The organism is Pseudanabaena mucicola FACHB-723, from assembly GCF_014696385.1.
Taxonomy (GTDB): domain Bacteria; phylum Cyanobacteriota; class Cyanobacteriia; order Pseudanabaenales; family Pseudanabaenaceae; genus Pseudanabaena.
The window spans coordinates 1-20,457 of sequence record NZ_JACJQB010000028.1 but is presented as its reverse complement, the minus strand read 5'-3'; the positions used below and the strand labels follow the sequence as shown (position 1 = coordinate 20,457).

The 20,457-nt window shown below is 44.3% G+C and carries 11 protein-coding genes; 10 read left to right on the top strand and 1 reads right to left on the bottom strand.

Translation table 11 applies throughout. The features are described from left to right. Positions 1-5 precede the first annotated feature (5 nt). The 10 genes from H6F41_RS13050 to H6F41_RS13005 all read left to right on the top strand — a co-directional run bounded on the left by H6F41_RS13050 (position 6) and on the right by H6F41_RS13005 (position 20,002). Complete coding sequence (locus tag H6F41_RS13050) at positions 6-2,582, top strand: beta strand repeat-containing protein (protein ID WP_190403913.1); 2,577 nt, start codon at positions 6-8, stop codon at positions 2,580-2,582. A gap of 125 nt (positions 2,583-2,707) precedes the next feature. Next, positions 2,708-3,277 carry a DUF11 domain-containing protein gene (locus tag H6F41_RS13045; protein ID WP_190403912.1) on the top strand — a complete coding sequence of 190 codons (570 nt, stop codon included), beginning with the start codon at positions 2,708-2,710 and terminating at the stop codon, positions 3,275-3,277. Positions 3,278-3,501: 224 nt separating this feature from the next. Beyond that, entirely contained in the window at positions 3,502-5,067 is a 1,566-nt protein-coding gene (locus H6F41_RS13040; RefSeq protein ID WP_190403911.1) for an isopeptide-forming domain-containing fimbrial protein, read from the top strand. Then, positions 5,064-10,118 (top strand): OmpA family protein, encoded by a 5,055-nt coding sequence (locus tag H6F41_RS13035; protein WP_190403910.1) that lies wholly within the window; start codon positions 5,064-5,066, stop codon positions 10,116-10,118. Before H6F41_RS13040 ends, H6F41_RS13035 begins: the two co-directional genes overlap by 4 nt. A 5-nt stretch (positions 10,119-10,123) precedes the next feature. Continuing rightward, complete coding sequence (locus H6F41_RS13030; RefSeq protein WP_190403909.1) at positions 10,124-12,166, top strand: right-handed parallel beta-helix repeat-containing protein; 2,043 nt, start codon at positions 10,124-10,126, stop codon at positions 12,164-12,166. A gap of 39 nt (positions 12,167-12,205) precedes the next feature. Next, positions 12,206-15,004, top strand: a complete 2,799-nt coding sequence (locus tag H6F41_RS13025; protein WP_190403908.1) for a DUF11 domain-containing protein — start codon at positions 12,206-12,208, stop codon at positions 15,002-15,004. A 114-nt stretch (positions 15,005-15,118) separates the two neighbouring features. Then, complete coding sequence (locus tag H6F41_RS13020; RefSeq protein WP_190403907.1) at positions 15,119-15,262, top strand: DUF751 domain-containing protein; 144 nt, start codon at positions 15,119-15,121, stop codon at positions 15,260-15,262. A gap of 301 nt (positions 15,263-15,563) precedes the next feature. Next, the gene (locus H6F41_RS13015) at positions 15,564-16,781 is read left to right on the top strand and encodes a glycosyltransferase family protein (protein ID WP_190403906.1); all 1,218 of its coding nucleotides are present in this window, start codon (positions 15,564-15,566) and stop codon (positions 16,779-16,781) included. A gap of 502 nt (positions 16,782-17,283) precedes the next feature. Then, positions 17,284-19,059 carry an N-acetylmuramoyl-L-alanine amidase gene (locus H6F41_RS13010; RefSeq protein ID WP_242023039.1) on the top strand — a complete coding sequence of 592 codons (1,776 nt, stop codon included), beginning with the start codon at positions 17,284-17,286 and terminating at the stop codon, positions 19,057-19,059. Beyond that, positions 19,046-20,002 (top strand): AEC family transporter, encoded by a 957-nt coding sequence (locus H6F41_RS13005; RefSeq protein WP_190403904.1) that lies wholly within the window; start codon positions 19,046-19,048, stop codon positions 20,000-20,002. Before H6F41_RS13010 ends, H6F41_RS13005 begins: the two co-directional genes overlap by 14 nt. Before the next feature lie 9 nt (positions 20,003-20,011). On the opposite strand, the gene H6F41_RS13000 is transcribed toward H6F41_RS13005, so the two are convergent. After that, the coding region (locus H6F41_RS13000) for an IS630 family transposase (protein ID WP_190401965.1) at positions 20,012-20,457 on the bottom strand (446 nt) is incomplete at its 5' end.

The window sequence follows — 20,457 nt, the reverse complement described above, 5'->3', positions numbered from 1 at the left end:
ACACAATGCAGTATTCAAATACAAAGACCAACTCCAGGAAGGTAAAGACTTCCCTCTCGTTGCGCCATATTTTTACAGCCGCACTTGTTGCTGGGGGGACATGGCAACTTGTGCCTTTCATTGCATCAGCTCAAACAGCTCCACTAACTGCGGCTGGTGAGACAATCAGAAACACGGCTACTGCAACTTACGAAGACCCTAGTCAACCAGGCGCACAAATCAACGCCACTTCAAATACTGTCACAGCTACCGTTGCCGAAGTTGCAGGTATTACCAACGTTCCTGATGGTATAACTGACTCAACCCCCACGACACCTGTTTTACCCACTGACGTTCTGACCTATGACTTCTTAATTACCAACGTTGGTAACGATACAACTACGGTCACTATTCCTACGCCACTTGTCACAGGGCCAGCAACGCTTGGCACAGTTACTTACGATATTGACCTCAATGGTAATGGGGTATTAACTGATTCTGGCGATATCGTTGGCGGGACTCTTGCTCAAGCAGAAGCCGCTGTTCTCCTTCCTGGTGGAACTATCAAGGTTCATGTACCTGTCACGGTTGCCTTAAGTGCGACATCAGGTGCGCCCATCAAGGTGCAGCTAGGTGATACCCCTCCTAATGACAATAGTGCTGACACTCAAAACCAAGCAGTTTCTGGCACAGGTAATCTCGCTACTGTTGATGCTGCTGATGGTACTACGGGTGAAACCACTGGCGCTCCTGTCAATGGTGAGCGTGAGGCGAGTGCTGTTCAAACTCAATTGGTTGGTGCAACACCTCAAGCTTTTGCCGCTATTCTCAAGACCGCAGGAACTGCTACCAGTGCAACACCTCTTGACTTCACATCTTACCTTGTTCCATATAATTTGACCCTGAGAGTAGACAATGCTGCTCCTGTGGGCGCAGATCCTTCACTCGTCGCAGCAGAATTAGAAGGTACTAATATCAAAGTTGCTGGTATCAATGGTGGTAATACAATCAAGACAATATTGGTGTCTGATGTTATTCCTACCGATACAGTTCTGAATGCCGCGCCATCTGCTCCAACAGGCTGGACAGTTGTTTATAGCACTATTACCCCTACTAATCCCCTTGCTGATGCGACTGCTTGGACAATCACTGCTCCAGGTGATTTGACCACTGTTACGCGAGTTGGTTTTATCAAGAATCTTGCTACATCTGGTCCTAATTCTCCAAACGCTACTGATCCAATCGCTAAAGGTACAACCACCACAGGCTTTACCTTCACTGTTGAAACTACTGGTCTAAATGCAACTACTGGCGGCAATGTCTATAACATTGCTCAATTATTTGGTCAGACTGTCGGTGGCACTACCGTAGTCTATGACGAATCTGGAGACCAAACCCCTAGTAACTTCAATAATGACGGTACTGTCGGGCCTGTTTTTAATCCTGCTACTAATATAGGTGTTGCTAATCCTGCCACTGATGGCGTAGACAACGACAACAACAACACTGGTACAGGTGTTAGTGGTGAAAATAACGTTGTAACGTTGGCTCCAGAAGGAGCAATCCTTAATGGACCTCAAAATAGTCCTGCCGCTGTTGGTCCAACAGATAACAATGATGACTTCACTAACAAGTCAACAACTGTACCTCCTGGTCTTGTGCCTGATGCCACCATACCATCGACATTTGATCCTGATTCTATTACCTTTACGAATACTCTGAATGCGCCAACAACCACATTAACCAATATTTTGGTGCGTCCTATCGCCCCAGACACAATAACGGATTTACCAGATGGTACAGAAGTAACTTTAACCTACGGTTCTCAGGTTGCGGTATATACCTATGATCTAACTAACGGATTATTTGTTTTCACTAGTGGTGTTTCTATCCAAATTCCCACAATTCCATCCAATTCATCGGTAGATTATACTGTCGAGGTCGATCTTCCTGCTAATACTCGTCTATCCACTGATACAGCAGTAAATAGAGGTTATCCAGTACCGATTCTTGCCTTCTCTGATACGGGTGCTGGGGCTAATGCTGGTAACGGGACTCTCGACACTGGAGAATCTTTCAATGAAACGATTAATCGGGTTTACACTGGCTTCTTGAGATTGACCAAAAAATCACAGGTGTTGCTAGGCACTGGACCAGCCGTATCGGGTGGTAATGGTACGTTAGACACTTTGGATAAAACGCCAGCTCCTGGTAACATTGTCCGCTACGTGATCGAATACCAAAATATTTCCACCCCACCAACTGGTTCTGGCAACTTGATTCTAGATGCCACCAAAGTAGTGATTACGGAAAGTGGTGTGTTGAATTCATCTATATTTCCTGCTGCTCCCAATGGTAACAACTGGGGACAAGACTATGCTTCTAATGGTGTGATTGATACCAGCCATGTGACGGGTTCTGCAATTGATTCGGGGACAGGTTCAGTCATCACATTCTTTGCAGGCACTTCAGGCTTAAGCTCTGTTACTGAACAGACTGGTACAACTCCAGCAACTGATATCACCAAATACATCAATACCTTGTCAGTTCCAGTTGCTCCACAAGAGCTTCGCACATTTGAATTTCAGCGTAAGTTGAACTAAGTTTCTTCAACTTAGTCATGCAACTTAGTGACAGTTTATAAGCTGTCACTAAGTTGCAATAAATCTTTTAACCTGTAATTTCCTTTTGTGATTTTCTTTTCGCCACTCACATCACCATACTTCCCATGAAATCTATACATCTCATCGGCTTAGGCGCGATCGCCCTGATCTCCTCTATCTCTTTTGCCAATGTCACTCCGATGTTTGCTAGCTTGCAGCGTTCTGAACCTGCGATCGCCCAAACAACCGCAAAACAAGAAGCACCCATTCAATTACAACTGACAGCCGAAAAGAAATCCCTTTTGGCTGTTGCTTCAGGAACAGTAGAGTGGAAAGCATTACCTAATAATGCTTCTCTGCGCCCAGGGGAAACCGTTCGTTATGTTGTGACTGCTAGCAATACTAGCGATCGCAATATCAAAAAATTAGTCGTCACCCAACCGATTCCCAAAAGCTCCATTTATGTACTAGGTTCAGCCACCTTACCAAATATACAAGGGGTCAAGGTTGACTACAGCATTGATGGCGGTAAAACCTATACTGCAACTCCCACCATTCGTGTCAAGAATGAAAAAGGTGAAATCGTCACCGTTCCTGCTCCCGACAATATGTACACCCATGTCCGTTGGAACTTTGGCGATAACTTCCCTGCCAAAACTGCCGTCAATGCTACCTATCAAGTTCGCATCCGCTAGATCAAATCAAATCAAACTTACATTGCAGGTTTGATTTGATTTTAAATCTAGATTTTAAATAGTTCAGTATAAATAATTTTAAAACCCAGAAGCGCGATTAGCCCGCTTTGCGGGCTAATCGCGCTTCTGGGTTTTAGTTATGTTTAGCTACTTTAATTGCCTATCCACAAATTACCGATAAAAAATTGGGTTTTGGCTTCAATAAGAGAACAAGTTAACTTGAGATGAAAAAGCGCAACTGGATAGCAAGACAATTTAATCAAATTAAGCCAATTAAGCAAATTTGTGTTTGGAAACAGAGTTTAAGCCTAACTGCGATCTTGCTCTTCACTGCATCGCAACTAGGTGAGTCTGTCTTGGCGCAACCAGTCCCAACAACCAATCCCCCCATTCTCAATACAGCCACCTACAGCTATACTGAGCCAATATCAGGTAATACATTTCAAGGCGAGTCTTCTCAACTGCAAGTCCAAACCAGCCCCCTAATTGACCCCTTTGGAAGGTTGACAGGCTGTGATGGCGGTCAATTGCCCGACTATACGGGCTTTAGTGTTGGCTTGTTTGAGCCACTCAATAACCTAGGCGATATTGGTGCACCTGTTTCTTTAACTGCCACTGTTCCGCCTAACCTAGCTTCCCCTAACACGCGTGTTGGCGTTGCTCCCAACTTTTTCAACGCGAATCCCTTCTTTTTGACCAATAGTGATCAAGGGAGATATAGCTTTCTCTTTGATCCAAGTCGGGGACAGATTGATGTCGGTCGTCAATATATTCTAACGGTCAAGCCTCCAGCCAACTCAGATTTGAGTGGACGCAGACTCAGAATTACTATCGATTCTGTAAATGGTAATGTTGTCAGCTACACTGCTACATCCCTAGATGGTGAGCCTATATCTTCCACTAACGGCGCAACTTCTATTAATGGCATCATCACTATTGGCAATGCCGAGACAGTGGGACTGTCTCTAGTAATCTTTAATCTGCAATTGAGTACCTGTGATGACCAAGCAATTCAGATTGTCAAAACTAGCGATCGCGCTGCGGCCCAGTCTGGAGATACCGTGCTGTATCGCCTAGCCGTCAGAAATCTTGCCAATACTGCGATTAATCAGCCCGAAGTTCGCGATGATTTACCAGTCGGGTTTCAATATCTAGAGAATTCTGTACGTGCCGAAATAGGAGGAGTTGCCACACCTGTGACCGTATCCCAGAATGGTCGCACCTTAACTTTTGCTTTTCCCAACACCACTCTCCCCCCTACCAATGCCGCCAATCTTAATACAGTCCTCAACATCGTCTATGCCGCCCAAATCACCAATGATGCTTTACGTGGTGATGGGATCAATCGCGCTACTCTTTCGGGGATTCGTGCTGACAACCAACAGATTGTCAATGATGGCCCTGTATTTAGCAGAATCAGGCTGCAACCAGGGATTCTTTCAGATTGTGGAACTCTAATTGGTCGAGTCTTTGTTGATAAAAATTTTGATGGTGAGCAGCAACCAGGAGAGGCTGGAATGCCCAATGCGGTTCTGTTTATGGATGATGGTACGCGCATCGTCACCGATGCCAATGGGCTTTATTCCCTTAATAATGTTTTGTCAGGTAGTCGCACCTTGGCGATCGACTTGACTTCTATTCCAGGTTATACGCTGGCTCCCAATCTATATTTCATTGAGCGCAATAGTCAATCACGATTAGTCCGCCTAGCCCCAGGTTCATTAGGGCGGGTGAATTTTGCCGTGACTCCTGCGGTACGCGATAGTCAGGCGGGAGGAATCAAGCCATGAAACGTAAATTAAAGTCGTTTCCTAGAATAGCGAGTTTGGTAATCCCCCAAATTTTGCTGATGCTGATGACTACAGCTGCCCATGCCAATACCACTGGACTGAGCAAGGATCAGCAAGGCTATGTAGAGCTTAATTCCCCTGAAAGTCTGATTAATCAGGACAGAAATGCATCACAGTCAAACGATACTCCGCCAATCGTCAATAATCCTCAATTCCCTGAAAATACTGTTGTTTCATCTATAGATAAAACAACAGACAAAGAAATCGCTAAACCTGCGATCTCACCTGCGATTAACCCAAGCCCAGTTCCCGAAACCAATCCAAATCTAGATAAAAATACAATCACCTCCCCGACTGCACAGGCGACAACCAAACAGAGTATAGTCATTCTCTCACCCACGATCGACACCGTTCTTGATGTGCCTGCGGCAACCGTGGTGATTCAGATGCCGCTCAAGACTAAGGTGGAATTGTTGGTCAATGGAAAAGCCGTTGATGCTAGCTCGATTGGGCGCTTGGAAGTAGATGAGGCTAATCAAACTGTCACCCAGACTTGGTACGGTGTGCCTTTACAGGCGGGTAATAATACCGTTTCTGCCAAGGCGATTGGTGGGGATAGTAGTATTCTCGATGCCTCTGTCAATCTTAAGGTCAGAGGTACACCTGTGAAATTGGTGATCAAAACCTTGGAATCGCGAATTCCTGCCGACGGACGCTCTTTTGCCACCGTTGATGGTCAGCTAGTTGATGAAAATAACAATCGCTCTAATTGGGATGCGGTCGTTACCTTAGAAACTAACAATGGAGAATTTATTGGTACGGATTTCTCGCCTGAACAACCAGGCTTTCAAGTCCAAGCCAAGCAGGGCAAGTTCACAGCACAGCTCAAGTCTGGACTCAGTACAGGCTCAGTGACTATTCGCGCTGTCACATCGCAAATGGAAGCCTTTACACAGGTACAATTTGAAACGGATTTGCGCCCTTCTCTTGTTACAGGCGTAATCGATCTACGGGTTGGTGCGAGAGGTACAGACTTCTATCGGAGTTTGCGGGAGTTTTTACCCGTTGATAGAGACAATCGTACTCAGGTCGATCTCTATGGTGCTGTATTTGGCACAGGGCGCGTGGGTGAATGGTTGGTTACAGGTGCATTTAATAACAGCCGTACTCTCAGCCAAGACTGTGCAGGCAATAGCAGCTTATTCACAGGCGAAAAATACTGTGACCCACAATATCCTGTAACTGGTGATAGTTCTACTTCGAGTCTGACCACCCCATCTTTTGATAGCCTTTATTTACGGGTCGAGCGCAATTCGCCTGTACAGGGTGCGGGGACAGATTATTTGATGTGGGGCAACTTTAATACTGAGGAGTTCACTTCACGATCGCAGCAATATAGTGGTCTGTCTCGTCAACTGCAAGGGTTAAAGGGAAACTTCAATCTTGGCGATCTCCAAATCACAGGCTTTTATAGCAATGTGGGTAAGAGTTTCCAGCGTGATACGATTGCCCCCAATGGTACGAGTGGTACTTATTTTCTCTCCAAGCGTTTTTTGATTAATGGTAGTGAAAATGTCGTTATTGAGTTGATTGATTTCTTTAGTGCTGGCACAGTCATAGCGCGGCAGCAACTATCACGGGGCAAAGATTACGACATTGACTATGACAGTGGTTCACTGCTGTTTCGTCAACCTCTGTTACAAACAGACTTAGATGAGCGAGGTAATCTGTTGCGTCGCCAGATTGTGGTCACCTATCAAAATGAAGAGGTCGGTGGCGATAGCTCCATCTATGGTGGGCAGTTGCGATACAACTTCAATCGTAGTCAAAGTCAACCTAGTTGGCTCACGGCTAATTACTTTAAAGAGAGTCTTGGCGTTCGCAACTTCGTTCTTTATGGTACGAGTGCGCTGATTTCCCTTGGGGACAAAACGCAACTAATTGCTGAATATGCGCGATCGCAAAATGATTCGGAACTATTAGGATATGTCAGTGGCTCCGCGTTCCGCTTTGACCTGAATAGCGAAGTTGCCCCTGGCATTCTTACTCGTCTGTATTACAACAAAACCGAAACAGGCTTTACGAATAACGCTACTACTAGTTTTGTGCCTGGGCAGACGAGATATGGCGCACAGGTCAATGCCAAATTAGGTTCGACCACCAGCGTCAAGTTACAGTATGACCAAGAAGACAATTTAGGGGTTGCGCCTCGTCCGCTTACATCCCTTGCCGATTTACTCAATCAAAGGCAAGAAGCTGTACCAGGATCAGCCGTGGATAATTCCCTACGGACGATCAGCGTCGGGTTACAGCAAAACTTAGGTGCGGCGCTCCTGAATCTCGATTTGTTATATCGCGATCGCATTGATCGGCAACCTCCTAACTTTTTAACCAGCAATTCCACACAACTGCGATCGCGACTGAGTGTACCGATTACTGATAGCTTGCGGCTGAATGCCCAAAACGAAGTCAGTATCTCAGCGAGTGCTGATGCAGTTATTCCCGATCGCACCGTTGTCACGCTCGATTGGACAATTGTACAAGGGGTTACGGCTCGATTGGGACAGCAATGGTTCCAGTCTGGCCCCTTAGCAGGTAAGGCGATTACCAGTGCTGATTTGATCGGCGAATATAAGCTCGGCACGGATACCAGCTTTACAGGTCGTTATTCCTTCTTAACTGGCGATAACACTAACTCTACACAGGGAGCTTTAGGGTTTAATCAACGTTGGCAAATCGTTTCGGGTTTGCGCTTAGCCTTTGGCTATGAGCATATCTTTGGTAGTTTTGCGACTACTACACCCACAGGTACACAGTTCCTTCAGCCCGTTGCTGTGGGGCAGTCCTCTAGTTCCTTGACCTTGCAAAATGGCAATAGTTACAACATTGGTCTGGAATATACTGACAACCCTGATTTCAAAGCCAGCGCTAGGTTTGAGCATCGCAGCGATAACACCAGCAGCAATAGTGTTTTCAACGCTTCCGCCTTGGGCAAGCTTTCGCCAGCTTTGACGATGCTGTTTAACTATCAGCAATCAAGCGCCGCCAACCAAGCCCTCGCAGGCTTAGGTACAATCTCTAGCCTCAAGGTGGGACTCGCCTATCGCGATCCTAACGATGACCGATTAAATGTGCTGATGCGCTATGAATATCGCCAAAATCCTAGTATTGTCCCTGAGTCATTAATTAGTGGCGCAGGCAATGGCTACAATGACCATACTTTTGCGATCGAAGCCATCTATGCCCCCGATTGGCAATGGGAATTTTATGGCAAGTTGGCTCTCCGCAATAGCACCACCCAAGTCGCGCAAGACTTTATTGCCAACTCCATCACTAATCTGACTCAGTTTCGCGTAAGCTATCGCCTCAACTACAACCTCGAACTGGTGGGAGAAGGTCGATTTTTGGCGCAACCGACTGCGGGCTATAGCGAATTGGGTTTAGTCGGCGAAGTTGGCTATTATCTCACCCCTAATTTACGTTTAGCTGTTGGTTATAGCTCTGGCTCGATCAATGCCGATCGTGATTTTAGCGGTACTCGTTCTGCGGGTGGTTTATATGCAGGTTTGACCGTCAAGCTGAACGAATTATTTGATGGTTTTGGCTTGCAAAAAATGCCTCCACGTCAGCAACAAGAACCAATCGATCCACAAACCCCTGTTGCCCAAGTTGCACCACCAGCTCAAAAAGTGGCGACGGCAGCGATTCCTAATTTGCCGCAGAGCATTAGCCTCAATGTATCGCGATCGCTTACCTTTAAAAACAGCCAAAGTAATCCCAATAGTACCGATCTGAGCGTTGCCGACATCGCTGTTCTCGAAAATTTAGCCTCGGTACTGAAGGAATATAAAAATATCTCCATTGATATCCAAGGCTACATGGGTTCCCTTGCCGATATGAACTCAGGGGATAACCTAGCCGCCAATCGGATGATCGCTGCGAGAAAGTACCTGCTCGATCGTGGGGTGACGGGTAGTCAAATGACCTTGCGATCTTTAGGTGGTGTCGCTGCTAGTGCCGAGCCTGCTAATCTGTCACTGGTTAGCTTTGCCCTCAATGGTAAAGCCGATGTCTTTAATGCGATCGCAAATCGTTTGCAAGCAAGCACTATTAACTCACCTGCGGCTGAGTTCTTGCAAAGCATCTTGCCTGACAGCACATCCAATCTTCAAGCCAATGCCACAAATGCACCGATCAACCCTGCGATCAATAAATCTACTAACATTTCTCTGGGCATCAATGTCGATAAAAATGGACAAATTGCTGACTTGAGCTATGCCAGCATTGATCGTCTCATTGAGCGTCTCAAGACTAACCCTAATGCCACTATTGAACTGCAAACCAGCTCAGTATCTAGTAACGCAAACAACTTAGAAATGTTTAAACTGCTAGCAGTCAGAACCTATCTATTAGATAAAGGCATTAACTCCGATCGCATTTTGTTAAGCACCAATACCAATACCAATATCAACCCAACAGACGTAAACAACTCTCCAGTTTATATATCCCTTAGCGATGACGACAGCACCAACACCATCGCCACCACACCAACAGTCCCAGCCACCCAAGCTGATGCCAGAACTACACCCGTGCCAATGGCAAACGCCAATACCGTCAATACACCCTTGGCACTCTTGATGCAAGACGATCTTAACGGCGGTCGTCGTCTCTCTAGCAGGTTGAATGGACTAGGCAACTGGCTCGAAAGTACCTTACCTAATTTGCCATCGAACGACCAATTAACCTTGCAGTTTAGTGAGACTCTAAGTTTCTCTGAGCTTGGTTTAAATCAACTGCTTACCCAAATACCAACCGAGTTATTCTTAGCGGCGATCATCAATCCTGACAACATCATTGCCACTCAGGATGACGTACCTGTGACAACGGCTACAGCAACTACGGCTGACCGTCGTCTAGCAACAGCATTTAACTTCTTACTCACGGGTAATGGCGATGTGGTCACCGCCTTCATCCGCGCCCTAGAGATGAACGATGTCGCCAAAACTGGTTTCGCCATCCCTGCCGATCAACTTCCTAATCTCAAGAATTAACGAATATGAGAAAAGTAACTAGCTATAAATTAATTCTGATGATCAGCATGATTGGCTTGAGTAGTCTGACGATTGAGGCTTGGTCAAATCCAGCAGTTGCCCAAGAGAAAAATTATCAAATTACTGTCAACAGCGATGGTGATGACATTCAGTCCGATCGCGAATTGACATTGCGGGAGGCGATCGCCATTGTCAATGGCACAATTCCTCTTAGTCAACTTAGCGATCTAGAACGCTCTCAAGTGCAGATAGATACCAATAATAGTCAAGGTTCGCAAATTCGGTTTAATTTGCCAAGCGATCGCACCACAATCAAATTAAAACAAGCCTTACCTGATCTCAATATTCCTAATCTGAGCATTGATGGCACAACCCAAACGGGATATGACTCCCAAGCATCCTTTGCCCAAGAATTAGCGATTCCCCAGCCAATTGTGGCGATCGCCCCTGCCGATGGAGTAGAAATTTGGCACGGCTTCACGATTGTTGCTGATGGCGTGACGATCAAGGGGCTGAGTCTTTATGGTTTTAATAACAATGGCAATCTCCCTCCTTCCCCACCATCCGCAGATATCTTTATTTCCCAACCAGTCTCTGGTCGTCCCCCCCAAGGGGTAGTCCTCGAAACCAATTGGCTCGGTATCACACCCACAGGGGCAATACCCCAACAAAATTCTGGTTTTGGTGTTTATTTATTCAATAGTACCGATGCTCTGATCCGCAGCAATCGGATTGCCAATCATGGAGGTAGTGGCATCATTACATCTGTTAGGGCAACAGGCACACAAATTATCGGCAATGCGATTACTAGCAACGGGTTTAATGGTATGCCCCATGGTATTTATCTGGAGGGAGAGATTGCTAATTTAAAAATTCAGGGCAATACAATTTGTGCCAATGATGGCAGTGGTATTTATCTGTTTAAACCGAATGGAGCAATACGCATTGAAGACAATCGCATAATTGGCAACTCTCGCAGTACCAATTATGCCGCCATCTATTTGATGGGCAATGATCATCAAGTGACTAATAATCAAATCACCCATCAACGCGGTGCGGGTGTGGCGATCGCCGCTTTTCCTAAAAGCGATCGCAACTTGATTCGCAAAAACACTTTTACAGCGCTCAGTGGTTTGAGCATTGATTTGATTAGTCAAAACCATGTTGCCGATCGCGATTTTGTTACGGGTGATGGCATCAATACCAAACGCGATTCTTATTTCAGACGGGTGGATACTGCCAATGGCGCAATCGATGCACCGACCTTTCTGGCTAGCGATTTCCCAATGTTTACCCCCAACCAAGTAAATATCGATGGCATCGCCGATCCTGACACGGAAATCGATCTCTATCGAGTCAAGGGTAAGGTTGATGATAATCTGCCCTATGGCTCTCTGAGTGAATATCTGACCACCGTAAAAACCAATGCTAATGGCAAATTTGGCGCGACTCTAACTAATCTCCAAGTTGGCGACACTATCAGCGCGATCGCTACTGATCCGCAATACGGGACTTCTGAGCCTGCCCTAAATGCAAGGATCGTTAATGCTGATTTGTCCGTACCGACAAATGTAAACTCACCAATTCCAGCACCAGCCTGTACTACGCCGCCCCAAGTTGTCCAAGTTCCACCAGATCCGCCTGTGCCGATTATTTTATCTGTGCCGCGTCAGGTTCACTTTGCCCTCGATCGCGATGATATTAGTGTCAACAGCGCTAAAGTTTTGGATCGGGTTGCGGATGTATTAAAGCAATATTCCACCATTATGATTAACCTCGTTGGACATACCGATCCTAGAGCCAGTGATGAATATAACCGCGAACTCGGCTTTAGGCGATCGCTTTCTGTGCGGAATTATCTGATGCGACAGGGAGTTCCTTCAGAACGCATGACGGTGCTATCGCTTGGGGAAACTCAACGGTCTGCTCAAGGCGATCGGATTATTGACTATGCTAGCGATCGGCGCGTCGAGATTGAATTTACTGATGTTCGTGATGTTGAGATTAAGTTTGAAAATCAAAAAACTGATTTGCAGCTTGAGAACTAATACTAAAAGCAATTTTACGCACTAAAAATGGATTGAGAAATGAAAAATTCGAAAAAAGTTGTTAGCAAAATAGGAGGAGTAATTCTAGGCTTGTCTGTAATAGCCTCCCTTTGCCCTCAAACCGCACAAGCCCAATTTATTCAGCGATCGTTCCTCAATCCCAGTTTTGAACAAGACTTAGTACAAAATCCTCCTGGTAACACATTTTATAATCCCCCTAGTCCCCTTAACTCTTTATCCCCAGGATTCACCAGCATTATTAACAGGCTTCGCAATAATGGTGCTGTAGGGTGTTTTATCCAAGTACACCCTCAGTCTGTTCCTAGTTGGGAAACAACCCATACTAATGTTCGTTCAGGGGGTGGGAACTGCGCGGATTTTATCTCACCTGGGTTAACTCCCTTGATTGAATTGTGGAACAACAACTTTAACAGCGTTCCTGCCCCTCCCCCTGTAATTTCTGGACAGGCTAATCAAGTTTTTGCGGAGCTTAACGCTGAGCAGAGTTCCCAACTCTATCAAAATCTTTGCTTGTTCAATAACGAGACCGTTAAATTCTCGATAGACCATCGCGCTCGGAATAGTACTGGTATCGATACTGCTGTCTTTAAAGTGAATAATCTGACTGTTGGTACCAGCGCTAGCGCGATCGCTAATCGCTATGCAGCGTTTTCAACTTCCAATAACGCATCTCTTGGCACTCCATCCATTAGCGCATCATCACCACCACCTGGAAACGGTAACATTGTTAGCTTAGATCCGCCTCAACCTCAGGGAAATGGATGGGTCAGGTATAGTGGTAGCTTTCGGTATACAAGTACCTCAGGAAATTTTCCTATTGGCTTTGAATCTATTGCCACTGGTTCTGGTAATAACACAATAGGAAACTTTATTGATAATGCCCAATTTGCGGGGTTGCCTGTAATCGAATTTTCTGTGTCTTCAGGCGGAGCCGCCGAAGCCGAAACTAACCCAACCTCCAATCCTCCCAAAATTCGTGTGGTGGGCGTAGTCCCTGCTGGCGGGATTGTCGTTCCTATTTCTATTGGTGCAGCAAGCACGGCGGTACTGGGAACTGACTTTAATACACCGACAGGAACCAACAACTTTACGATGACGATCCCTGCTGGTAACTACGATGGCTCGAATGCGACTAGTACTTTCTTCATCCCTTTTACGATTATCCAAGATGGGACAACTGAAGGAGATGAAAGTATCATTTTCGAGATTGGTTCTTCAGGTAATTACTTTATTTCTTCCACAACCACTTGTGGTTCACCACCAATAGGAAATTCAAGCTATACAGTTTTTGATGATGAATTTTTAAGTGGCAATGTTTTTGATGATGTTGATAATTCCGCCAATGGCACTTTTACTAATATTCAAACTGGCTCTGAAGTTGGCACAAATGCAGGGGGACTTTTAAATGCAATTTTGGTAAGCAGTACTGGTAATGTTTTAGCGACTACACCAGTCAATGCAGATGGGACATATATATTTAACGATGTTCCCTTTAATCAAAATAATGTGACTATTCGTTTGAGTACCAGTACTGGGACTATAGGAGCTGCGGCTCCTGCGGCTTCATTACCACCTGGTTTTGTTGCTACTAGCCCTCTAGTGACAGCACCTTTCAATACAGGTACAAATATCACGGGTAAAGATTTTGGAATCAATCAAGCCATAGTATTCGGTTATAAATCAGTAAACCTCACTGCCGATCCAGATAATAGCAGTGTGATATCTACTGGCGACACATTGACATGGCGAATCACTTACGCTAATACAGGCAATGTTGATATCACAAACTTCCAAATCATCGATCAATTCCCAGATTTTGCTGATGGGGATCTAGTTTTAGCACCATCTAATCCTATTACTGTCTCTGGTATCGGTACACAGAATACTTTACCAACCATAAATTCTGGCTACACAGGTAATGGTAATGATAACCTCTTTGCTCCTGGGTTTGTGTTAAAAGTAGGTGGTGCAATCACTGTTGAAATCAAAACTATTGTTGGTGGTTCAGCAACAGCTAATCAACTTTTGTCCAATCAAGCTGCAGCAACAGGTACTAATTTACCAGTCGGTGACGTGAAGACCGATAACATTGATACAACTAATACCTCTCTGCCATTAGGCATTCCTGCACCTTCCGCAACTGGGAACATTAGTCAAGTCCAAACAGGAACAATTGATCCGACTACAGCCCAAGTTGGTCGATCTTTGCTATTGCCAATTTTTAAACTAATACTAGCCAAGCGAATAACTGCCGTTAATGATCTCCCGATCGCAGATTACACAGCCGATCCTGATCCTGATTGGGCAACGTACATAGGAGCAAATACTGACTATTTGCGAGGAGCTATCAGTAATGTCACGGCAAAACCCGGCGATCGCATTGAGTACACGATTTATTTTTTGGCAAGTGGTAATAGAGCAATCACCAATGTCACTATTTGCGATTTAGTTCCTGCTAACACGACCTTTGTGAATGGAGCTTATGACTCTGTGGGTAATAGCAGTAATTTGGGGATTGCGTTTAATAATGAGGCTTCACCCACTCTTCCCATTACCTATTTCACTAGTGCATTTGATAGCGATCTCGGTCAGTTCTATCCCGCAGGTAGTTTGCCACCTGCTACTTGCCGTAAACTAAATGCGGCAAACCCCTCTGTGCCTAGTGATGACTTGACTGCTGCTGATAATACTAACGGCTTAGTCGTGGTTAATGTTGTGTCTAGTTCACCTACCCTAACAACCTTGCCCCATGCCACAGGTGCAGGAACACCCACAAATTCCTATGGGTTTGTGCGCTTTCAAGTGCAGGTAAAATAACTTGGGTATTAATCACTTTTGAGAAATCTAGGCTAATCTCACAATGCTAAAGTTGTGTAGGAAGACATGGACGAAACCATTAGCTCTCATTTTGTTTATTTAATTATTTGAATTATGAAAAACTTTATCCAAAATTTACTGCGCTATCCCAAATTTTTGGCATTAATTACAGGCGGAGTGTTGTCGGTCGTAATTGCGCCGATCATTCCTCTGCTCAAAAGACCCGTTACTGCGATCGCAATGGCATTGTCACTGTGAATGTCACTCGTACCACAGGCACGCCGACATTTCCATCTGTGCTTGGTGCTACAGGTGCAGGTTTGCCGTCTAGCTCTTACGGATTTATCAGATTTAGGGTCAGAGTAAATTAAACAAAAAAGCGGGGCGCAATGCGCCCCACTTTTTTAATTTTAGATAGTTTGCATTGCTAAATAATGCCAATCTCTTTACCAAAATCGCCACCAAGCAAATCTTCCCACTCCTTATACAGCAAATTCCGATCGGAATTTGCTGTATGTTACGATTTAGATGCTTCGTATCAAATCTACCTTTGTGGAATATGCAAACAGTAGTAGTTATAGATATTAGATGGACAGGACATCATCCGACCTATGCCAACTTTGTAACGCAAGCTTTTCTACAATCAAACTATCAAGTAGTAGTGCTATGCCCCAATCCAAATGAGATGTATGAAAGCATCCGATTAAGTATTCCCGAAAAAGCTGGCAATCTCATAGTTGAAACATTGATTGATGTGCAACTGTCTCCTATAAAAAAAATTAAAAAGAGTACTCTTTTACTCGTTCTTTACAGATGGTATGAAGCTTTAAAAAGAATCAAAAAAGCTAGTAAAAAGTACAACTTTGATCCCGATTTTGTCTTTTTCAACTACTTTGATGATTACATATATTTCGCTTACCCTACTAGTAGTGCATCATTTAAGTGCAGGCTTCTTTACGATGCTATCAATTTTGTATTTCCATATAAGTGGCTTGGCATAGTCTTTCATACAGGATCTGAGGATAAGCTTGTCAATCCAAATATGTACAAAATACTTGATTCAAAAAAATGCCAGTCCTTTTCTGTCCTGAACGAAAAAAGTGCCGAGAAGCTGAGGTTTTTAAATAAAAGAATTGTGATCCTCCCTGATACCGCTGATGTATCTCTCCCCAGTAGTATCTATCCAGTGGCACAACAAATTAAAGAAAAGGCAAATGGTAGACCGATTATTGGTTTATTAGGTGCTTTACACAAGCGAAAGGGAGTGTTACCTTTTATTGAAATTGTTAAAAAGCTGTCAAACTATCCATATTTTTTCTTGTTAGCAGGAATTCTTGATAGAAATTCATTTTCCCCAGATGAACTAGGTATGATCACAGAGTTTTGCGATTCTGATCCTGAAAATTTATTTTTCTTCTTTGAAAGAATTCCTATTGAAGCTAACTTTAACTCTTTAGTTAGCCAATGTGATATTTTGTATTTGGTTTATGAGTGCTTTGCAAGCAGTAGCAATATCATGACTAAAGCGGCTTTCTTTAACAAGCCAGTATTGGTCGCTCATGGTTATTTGATGGAAACTCTAGTCAAAGAATTTAATTTAGGATTAAGTGCAAGCAACCAAAATATAGAACAGCAAATCGAATGTTTAGAAACAATCCTAAACAAAGAAAAATTCCTCTCAAAGGTTGGTCAGCCTAAGTTTGAAGATTTTAGGTTGCTTACTTCTAGAGAGAAGTTCAACACTAATTTATTAAGTCTGTTTGATGATTTGGGGTAAGTATTCAGGTAAGAATGGGGATGAGAGAAATGGAAGAAGGATCAATTAAAGCTTGACGAAAAAATCGATAACCGATTTGGCTTGAGCTTGAGAGCGTGTTTGAGAAGTCTGGCAAATAACCGACCTGTCGTCCCTCTGTGTTCCGCGATAGCTCTCTGGAGATTATACTTTTGTTTCGCTTCAGGCGACGATCGATCTCTAACATGGATAATTGGTCAATTACTCTCAGTTTGTAAAATTCGCTTCTTTCCGTGGTGACAAGATGTGTAAATGTAATGAAGATATACTGATTGTTGTGATGATCATCAGATTATCCTTATGATTCCCTTTAAGCAAAGATCTCTAGGTGTTGCATTATCATTCTTGAATTGACAATTTTTATTTGGAAAGTGCGATCGCAACGATAGTGTTAAATAGTGTTTATTACAGCGCTATTTCAGCTAGATACTAAAAAATTATGCGGCGACAGATAGGTCTTTTTTGGGCTGGGATATTGATCAGCTTGTTGCTGGCTACAGCCATCAACGCCCAAAACTTTATCCCCCCAACCCAACTACATCTCACCTATCCGCCGTTACAACACACCACTACTAGCGATCGCATATTTTTTATTGGTACTGCCCCGCTAGATGGCAAGGTCAGCATCAATGGCAAACCCATCGATCGCACTAGCGCAGGGCATTTTGCGCCAACTTTGCCACTTCAGTTAGGGGAAAATAATTTTGAGCTGAAATATATTAATTTGGCAGGCAATGGCGAGCGGCGCATTAACGTCAAGGTTGTCCGCGAGTCAAGGACTACGCTACCGCCAAAGGATTTTGGGTTTGTCGATGATTCCCTATTCCCCAACGTCGATATTGTCCGACAGCCTAATGAAAAAATTTGCTTTGCTGCGATCGCAACTCCACGAGCAACCGTTGTTGTCAAAATTGGCGACCAACAAATTGCGCTATCCCCTCGCCGCACTGCCCAATTACCCCCAAATTCTTCAGTGCTAACAGGAGATAATGCTGCTAGCCAAGAGGAACTGGATGGTTACTTTAGTGGTTGCACAGTATTTGAGTCAGCCCAACAACTGGGACAGCCTGAATATGAATTAAGGTTAGACGATCGCATGGTGAGGCAAAGGGCAAAAGGCAAGATTGAGATTTTGTCACCGCGCAAGATGCAAGTTGCTGAGGTAACCGCCAATGTTGCTGATGCGAGAACTGGGGCAAGCACTGATTTTTCGAGAATGACACCTTTGCCCAAAGGAACTAAAGCGATGATTACAGGTTCAGATGGCGACTGGGTGCGGTTAGACTATGGTGGCTGGGTACGCAAGAGTCTCGTCAAAATTGAAGAATCTTCAGGGGTAACCCATTCAATCGTGCGGAGCGTTAACACTAAACGGATTGGCTCTAAAGTTAAAAACAACATTTGGACAGAGGTGACAATCCCCCTAGAAGTGCCTGTGCCAATCGAAATTAATCAACGCGATCGCAAATTTACAGTCACGCTGCACAATGTCACCGCTCAAACAGACACAATTTTCGTTGATCCTAATTCGATCATCGATAAATTAGACTGGGTGCAAACTACACCCCATCAAGTTACCTATACCATTGCGCTTAAACCCAAGCAACAATGGGGTTATAAAGTACGTTACCAGGGTTCAAACTTGATTATTTCCCTCAAGCATCCACCCACAATCATGGCAGCTAATTTGGCTCAGCCCCTCAAAGATATTAAAATTTTGTTAGATGCAGGACATGGTAGCAATGAAGATTTAGGTGCGCGGGGTCCAACAGGCTATCCCGAAAAAGATGTCAATTTGATTACGACCAAACTTCTCGAAGCTGAGTTGCAAAGTCGGGGGGCTAAGGTGGTGATGACTCGCACCGATGACTCCGATATTCTTTTAGCGCCAAGGGTTGAACAAATCGATCGCGAAGAACCGACTCTAGCAATTAGTATCCATTACAACGCCTTACCCGATCATGGTGATGCAATTAATACGGCGGGAGTTGGAGCTTTTTGGTATAACTCTCAAGCCCATGATTTTGCTAAGTTTATCAATACCTATATTGCTCAAAAACTAAATCGCCAAGACTACGGCGTTTACTGGAATAATCTTGCCCTTGTGCGTCCCACGACTGCGCCATCAGTGCTATTGGAATTAGGATTTATGATTAACCCAGTCGAGTTTGAGTGGATCATTAATCCACAGCAGCAAAAATTACTTGCCGCCACGCTTGCCGATGGTATTACCGAATGGGTTTTGAATGCTGCTAACTGATTTCGACAATTTTTGGTCTCTGTTCCATTTAGGCGATCTCATCCATGCTTATATTCCTCTAATGTTATGGACTGGTGTTGGTCTGATCGCTTCCAAATTCGTACCCGCCAATACTTCCAAATTCTTAGGAATTTCTCTTTACTGGGTGGGTGTACCTCTCCAGTTATTTGTACTGGCAAGACATACCCAGTTCTCGGATACACCCTATATTCCCTATGTTGCCATTGCCAGTTTGATCGTTAGTTGGCTACTTGCCCTCGTTGCTTGGCAATTCGTAAAACGCGAAGATAGTGATCGCTCTAGTTTGGGAAGCTTCATTTTGGCGACGATGTTGGGCAATACAGGATTTGTCGGATTAACGCTGACCAATTCCCTTACCAGTGCGAGATTCACTGACTGGGCTGTGTTATATAGCATTGCCAGTAATGTCGCTGGTAATTATGGAATTGCTGTATTTATCGCTAGCTATTTTGGTAAGAGTGATGTGAAGCCGCCTTGGTGGAAACTATTACTAGATGTCGCGACTGTGCCGAGTTTATGGGCTTTTGCGATTGGTTGGTATACTCGCCCGATTGGTTTACCCGCGGTGATTGAGTCAGGTTTAGATGCGGGAATTTGGGTGACGATTGCCTTTGCTCTATCGCTAGTAGGGTTACGTTTAGGCAAAATTGAGAAATGGGAAAGTATTAAAACAGCAGCAGTCGCCGCATTTTTACGGGTTGGCATTGTCCCTTTAGCGATTGGATTGGGGGCAACTATGTTTGGACTCAGACATGATCCTCGTTTAATTTTGACCTTGATGTCGGGTACGCCCACAGGTTTATCGGTGCTAATTTTGGCAGAGGTTTACAATCTCGATCGTGATTTACTGATCAGCACGATCGCATTTTCCTTTGTCGGACTAATTTTTATGCTCCCCGTCTGGATTTTCTGCTTTGGCTAAAGTAAGTAGCTAAGCAAAATTAATTACATAAGTTGAACCAAAGTCTCGAAGAACTTTTTCAACATAAGAGACTAAACTTTCCCAAGATTCATATGCATTGAGTTCAATCCACTCATACTTCATGAAACGCCACAAAATTTCAATCAAGTTCAACTGGGGACTATAAGGGGGTAACTGGAAAATCTCAACTTGCTGGTTCTTCCACTGCTCTAATTTCTCTTGAATCAGTTGACTGGTATGAATAGAGGCTTTATCCATAACAATCACTGTTGGCTTGGTAGATTGACGAGCAAAGTCATCGATACAAGCGAGAATGACTGCACTGGTGATACTGCGTTCAAAAACATAAGCAGATAAGTCATTGTTTCGATTCATCAAACCCACGACATTTAACCTCTTACTGCGTTGACTGGGTAAGCTTAAACCCGTCCCTTTCTCTTGCCAAGCATAGGGAA

What these genes read in the sequence shown, in the direction of transcription:
- H6F41_RS13050 (WP_190403913.1), top strand. Translation starts at nt 6, where the DNA reads ATGCAGTATTCAAATACAAAGACCAACTCCAGGAAGGTAAAGACTTCC.
- H6F41_RS13045 (WP_190403912.1), top strand. Translation starts at nt 2,708, where the DNA reads ATGAAATCTATACATCTCATCGGCTTAGGCGCGATCGCCCTGATCTCC.
- H6F41_RS13040 (WP_190403911.1), top strand. Translation starts at nt 3,502, where the DNA reads ATGAAAAAGCGCAACTGGATAGCAAGACAATTTAATCAAATTAAGCCA.
- H6F41_RS13035 (WP_190403910.1), top strand. Translation starts at nt 5,064, where the DNA reads ATGAAACGTAAATTAAAGTCGTTTCCTAGAATAGCGAGTTTGGTAATC.
- H6F41_RS13030 (WP_190403909.1), top strand. Translation starts at nt 10,124, where the DNA reads ATGAGAAAAGTAACTAGCTATAAATTAATTCTGATGATCAGCATGATT.
- H6F41_RS13025 (WP_190403908.1), top strand. Translation starts at nt 12,206, where the DNA reads ATGAAAAATTCGAAAAAAGTTGTTAGCAAAATAGGAGGAGTAATTCTA.
- H6F41_RS13020 (WP_190403907.1), top strand. Translation starts at nt 15,119, where the DNA reads ATGAAAAACTTTATCCAAAATTTACTGCGCTATCCCAAATTTTTGGCA.
- H6F41_RS13015 (WP_190403906.1), top strand. Translation starts at nt 15,564, where the DNA reads ATGCAAACAGTAGTAGTTATAGATATTAGATGGACAGGACATCATCCG.
- H6F41_RS13005 (WP_190403904.1), top strand. Translation starts at nt 19,046, where the DNA reads ATGCTGCTAACTGATTTCGACAATTTTTGGTCTCTGTTCCATTTAGGC.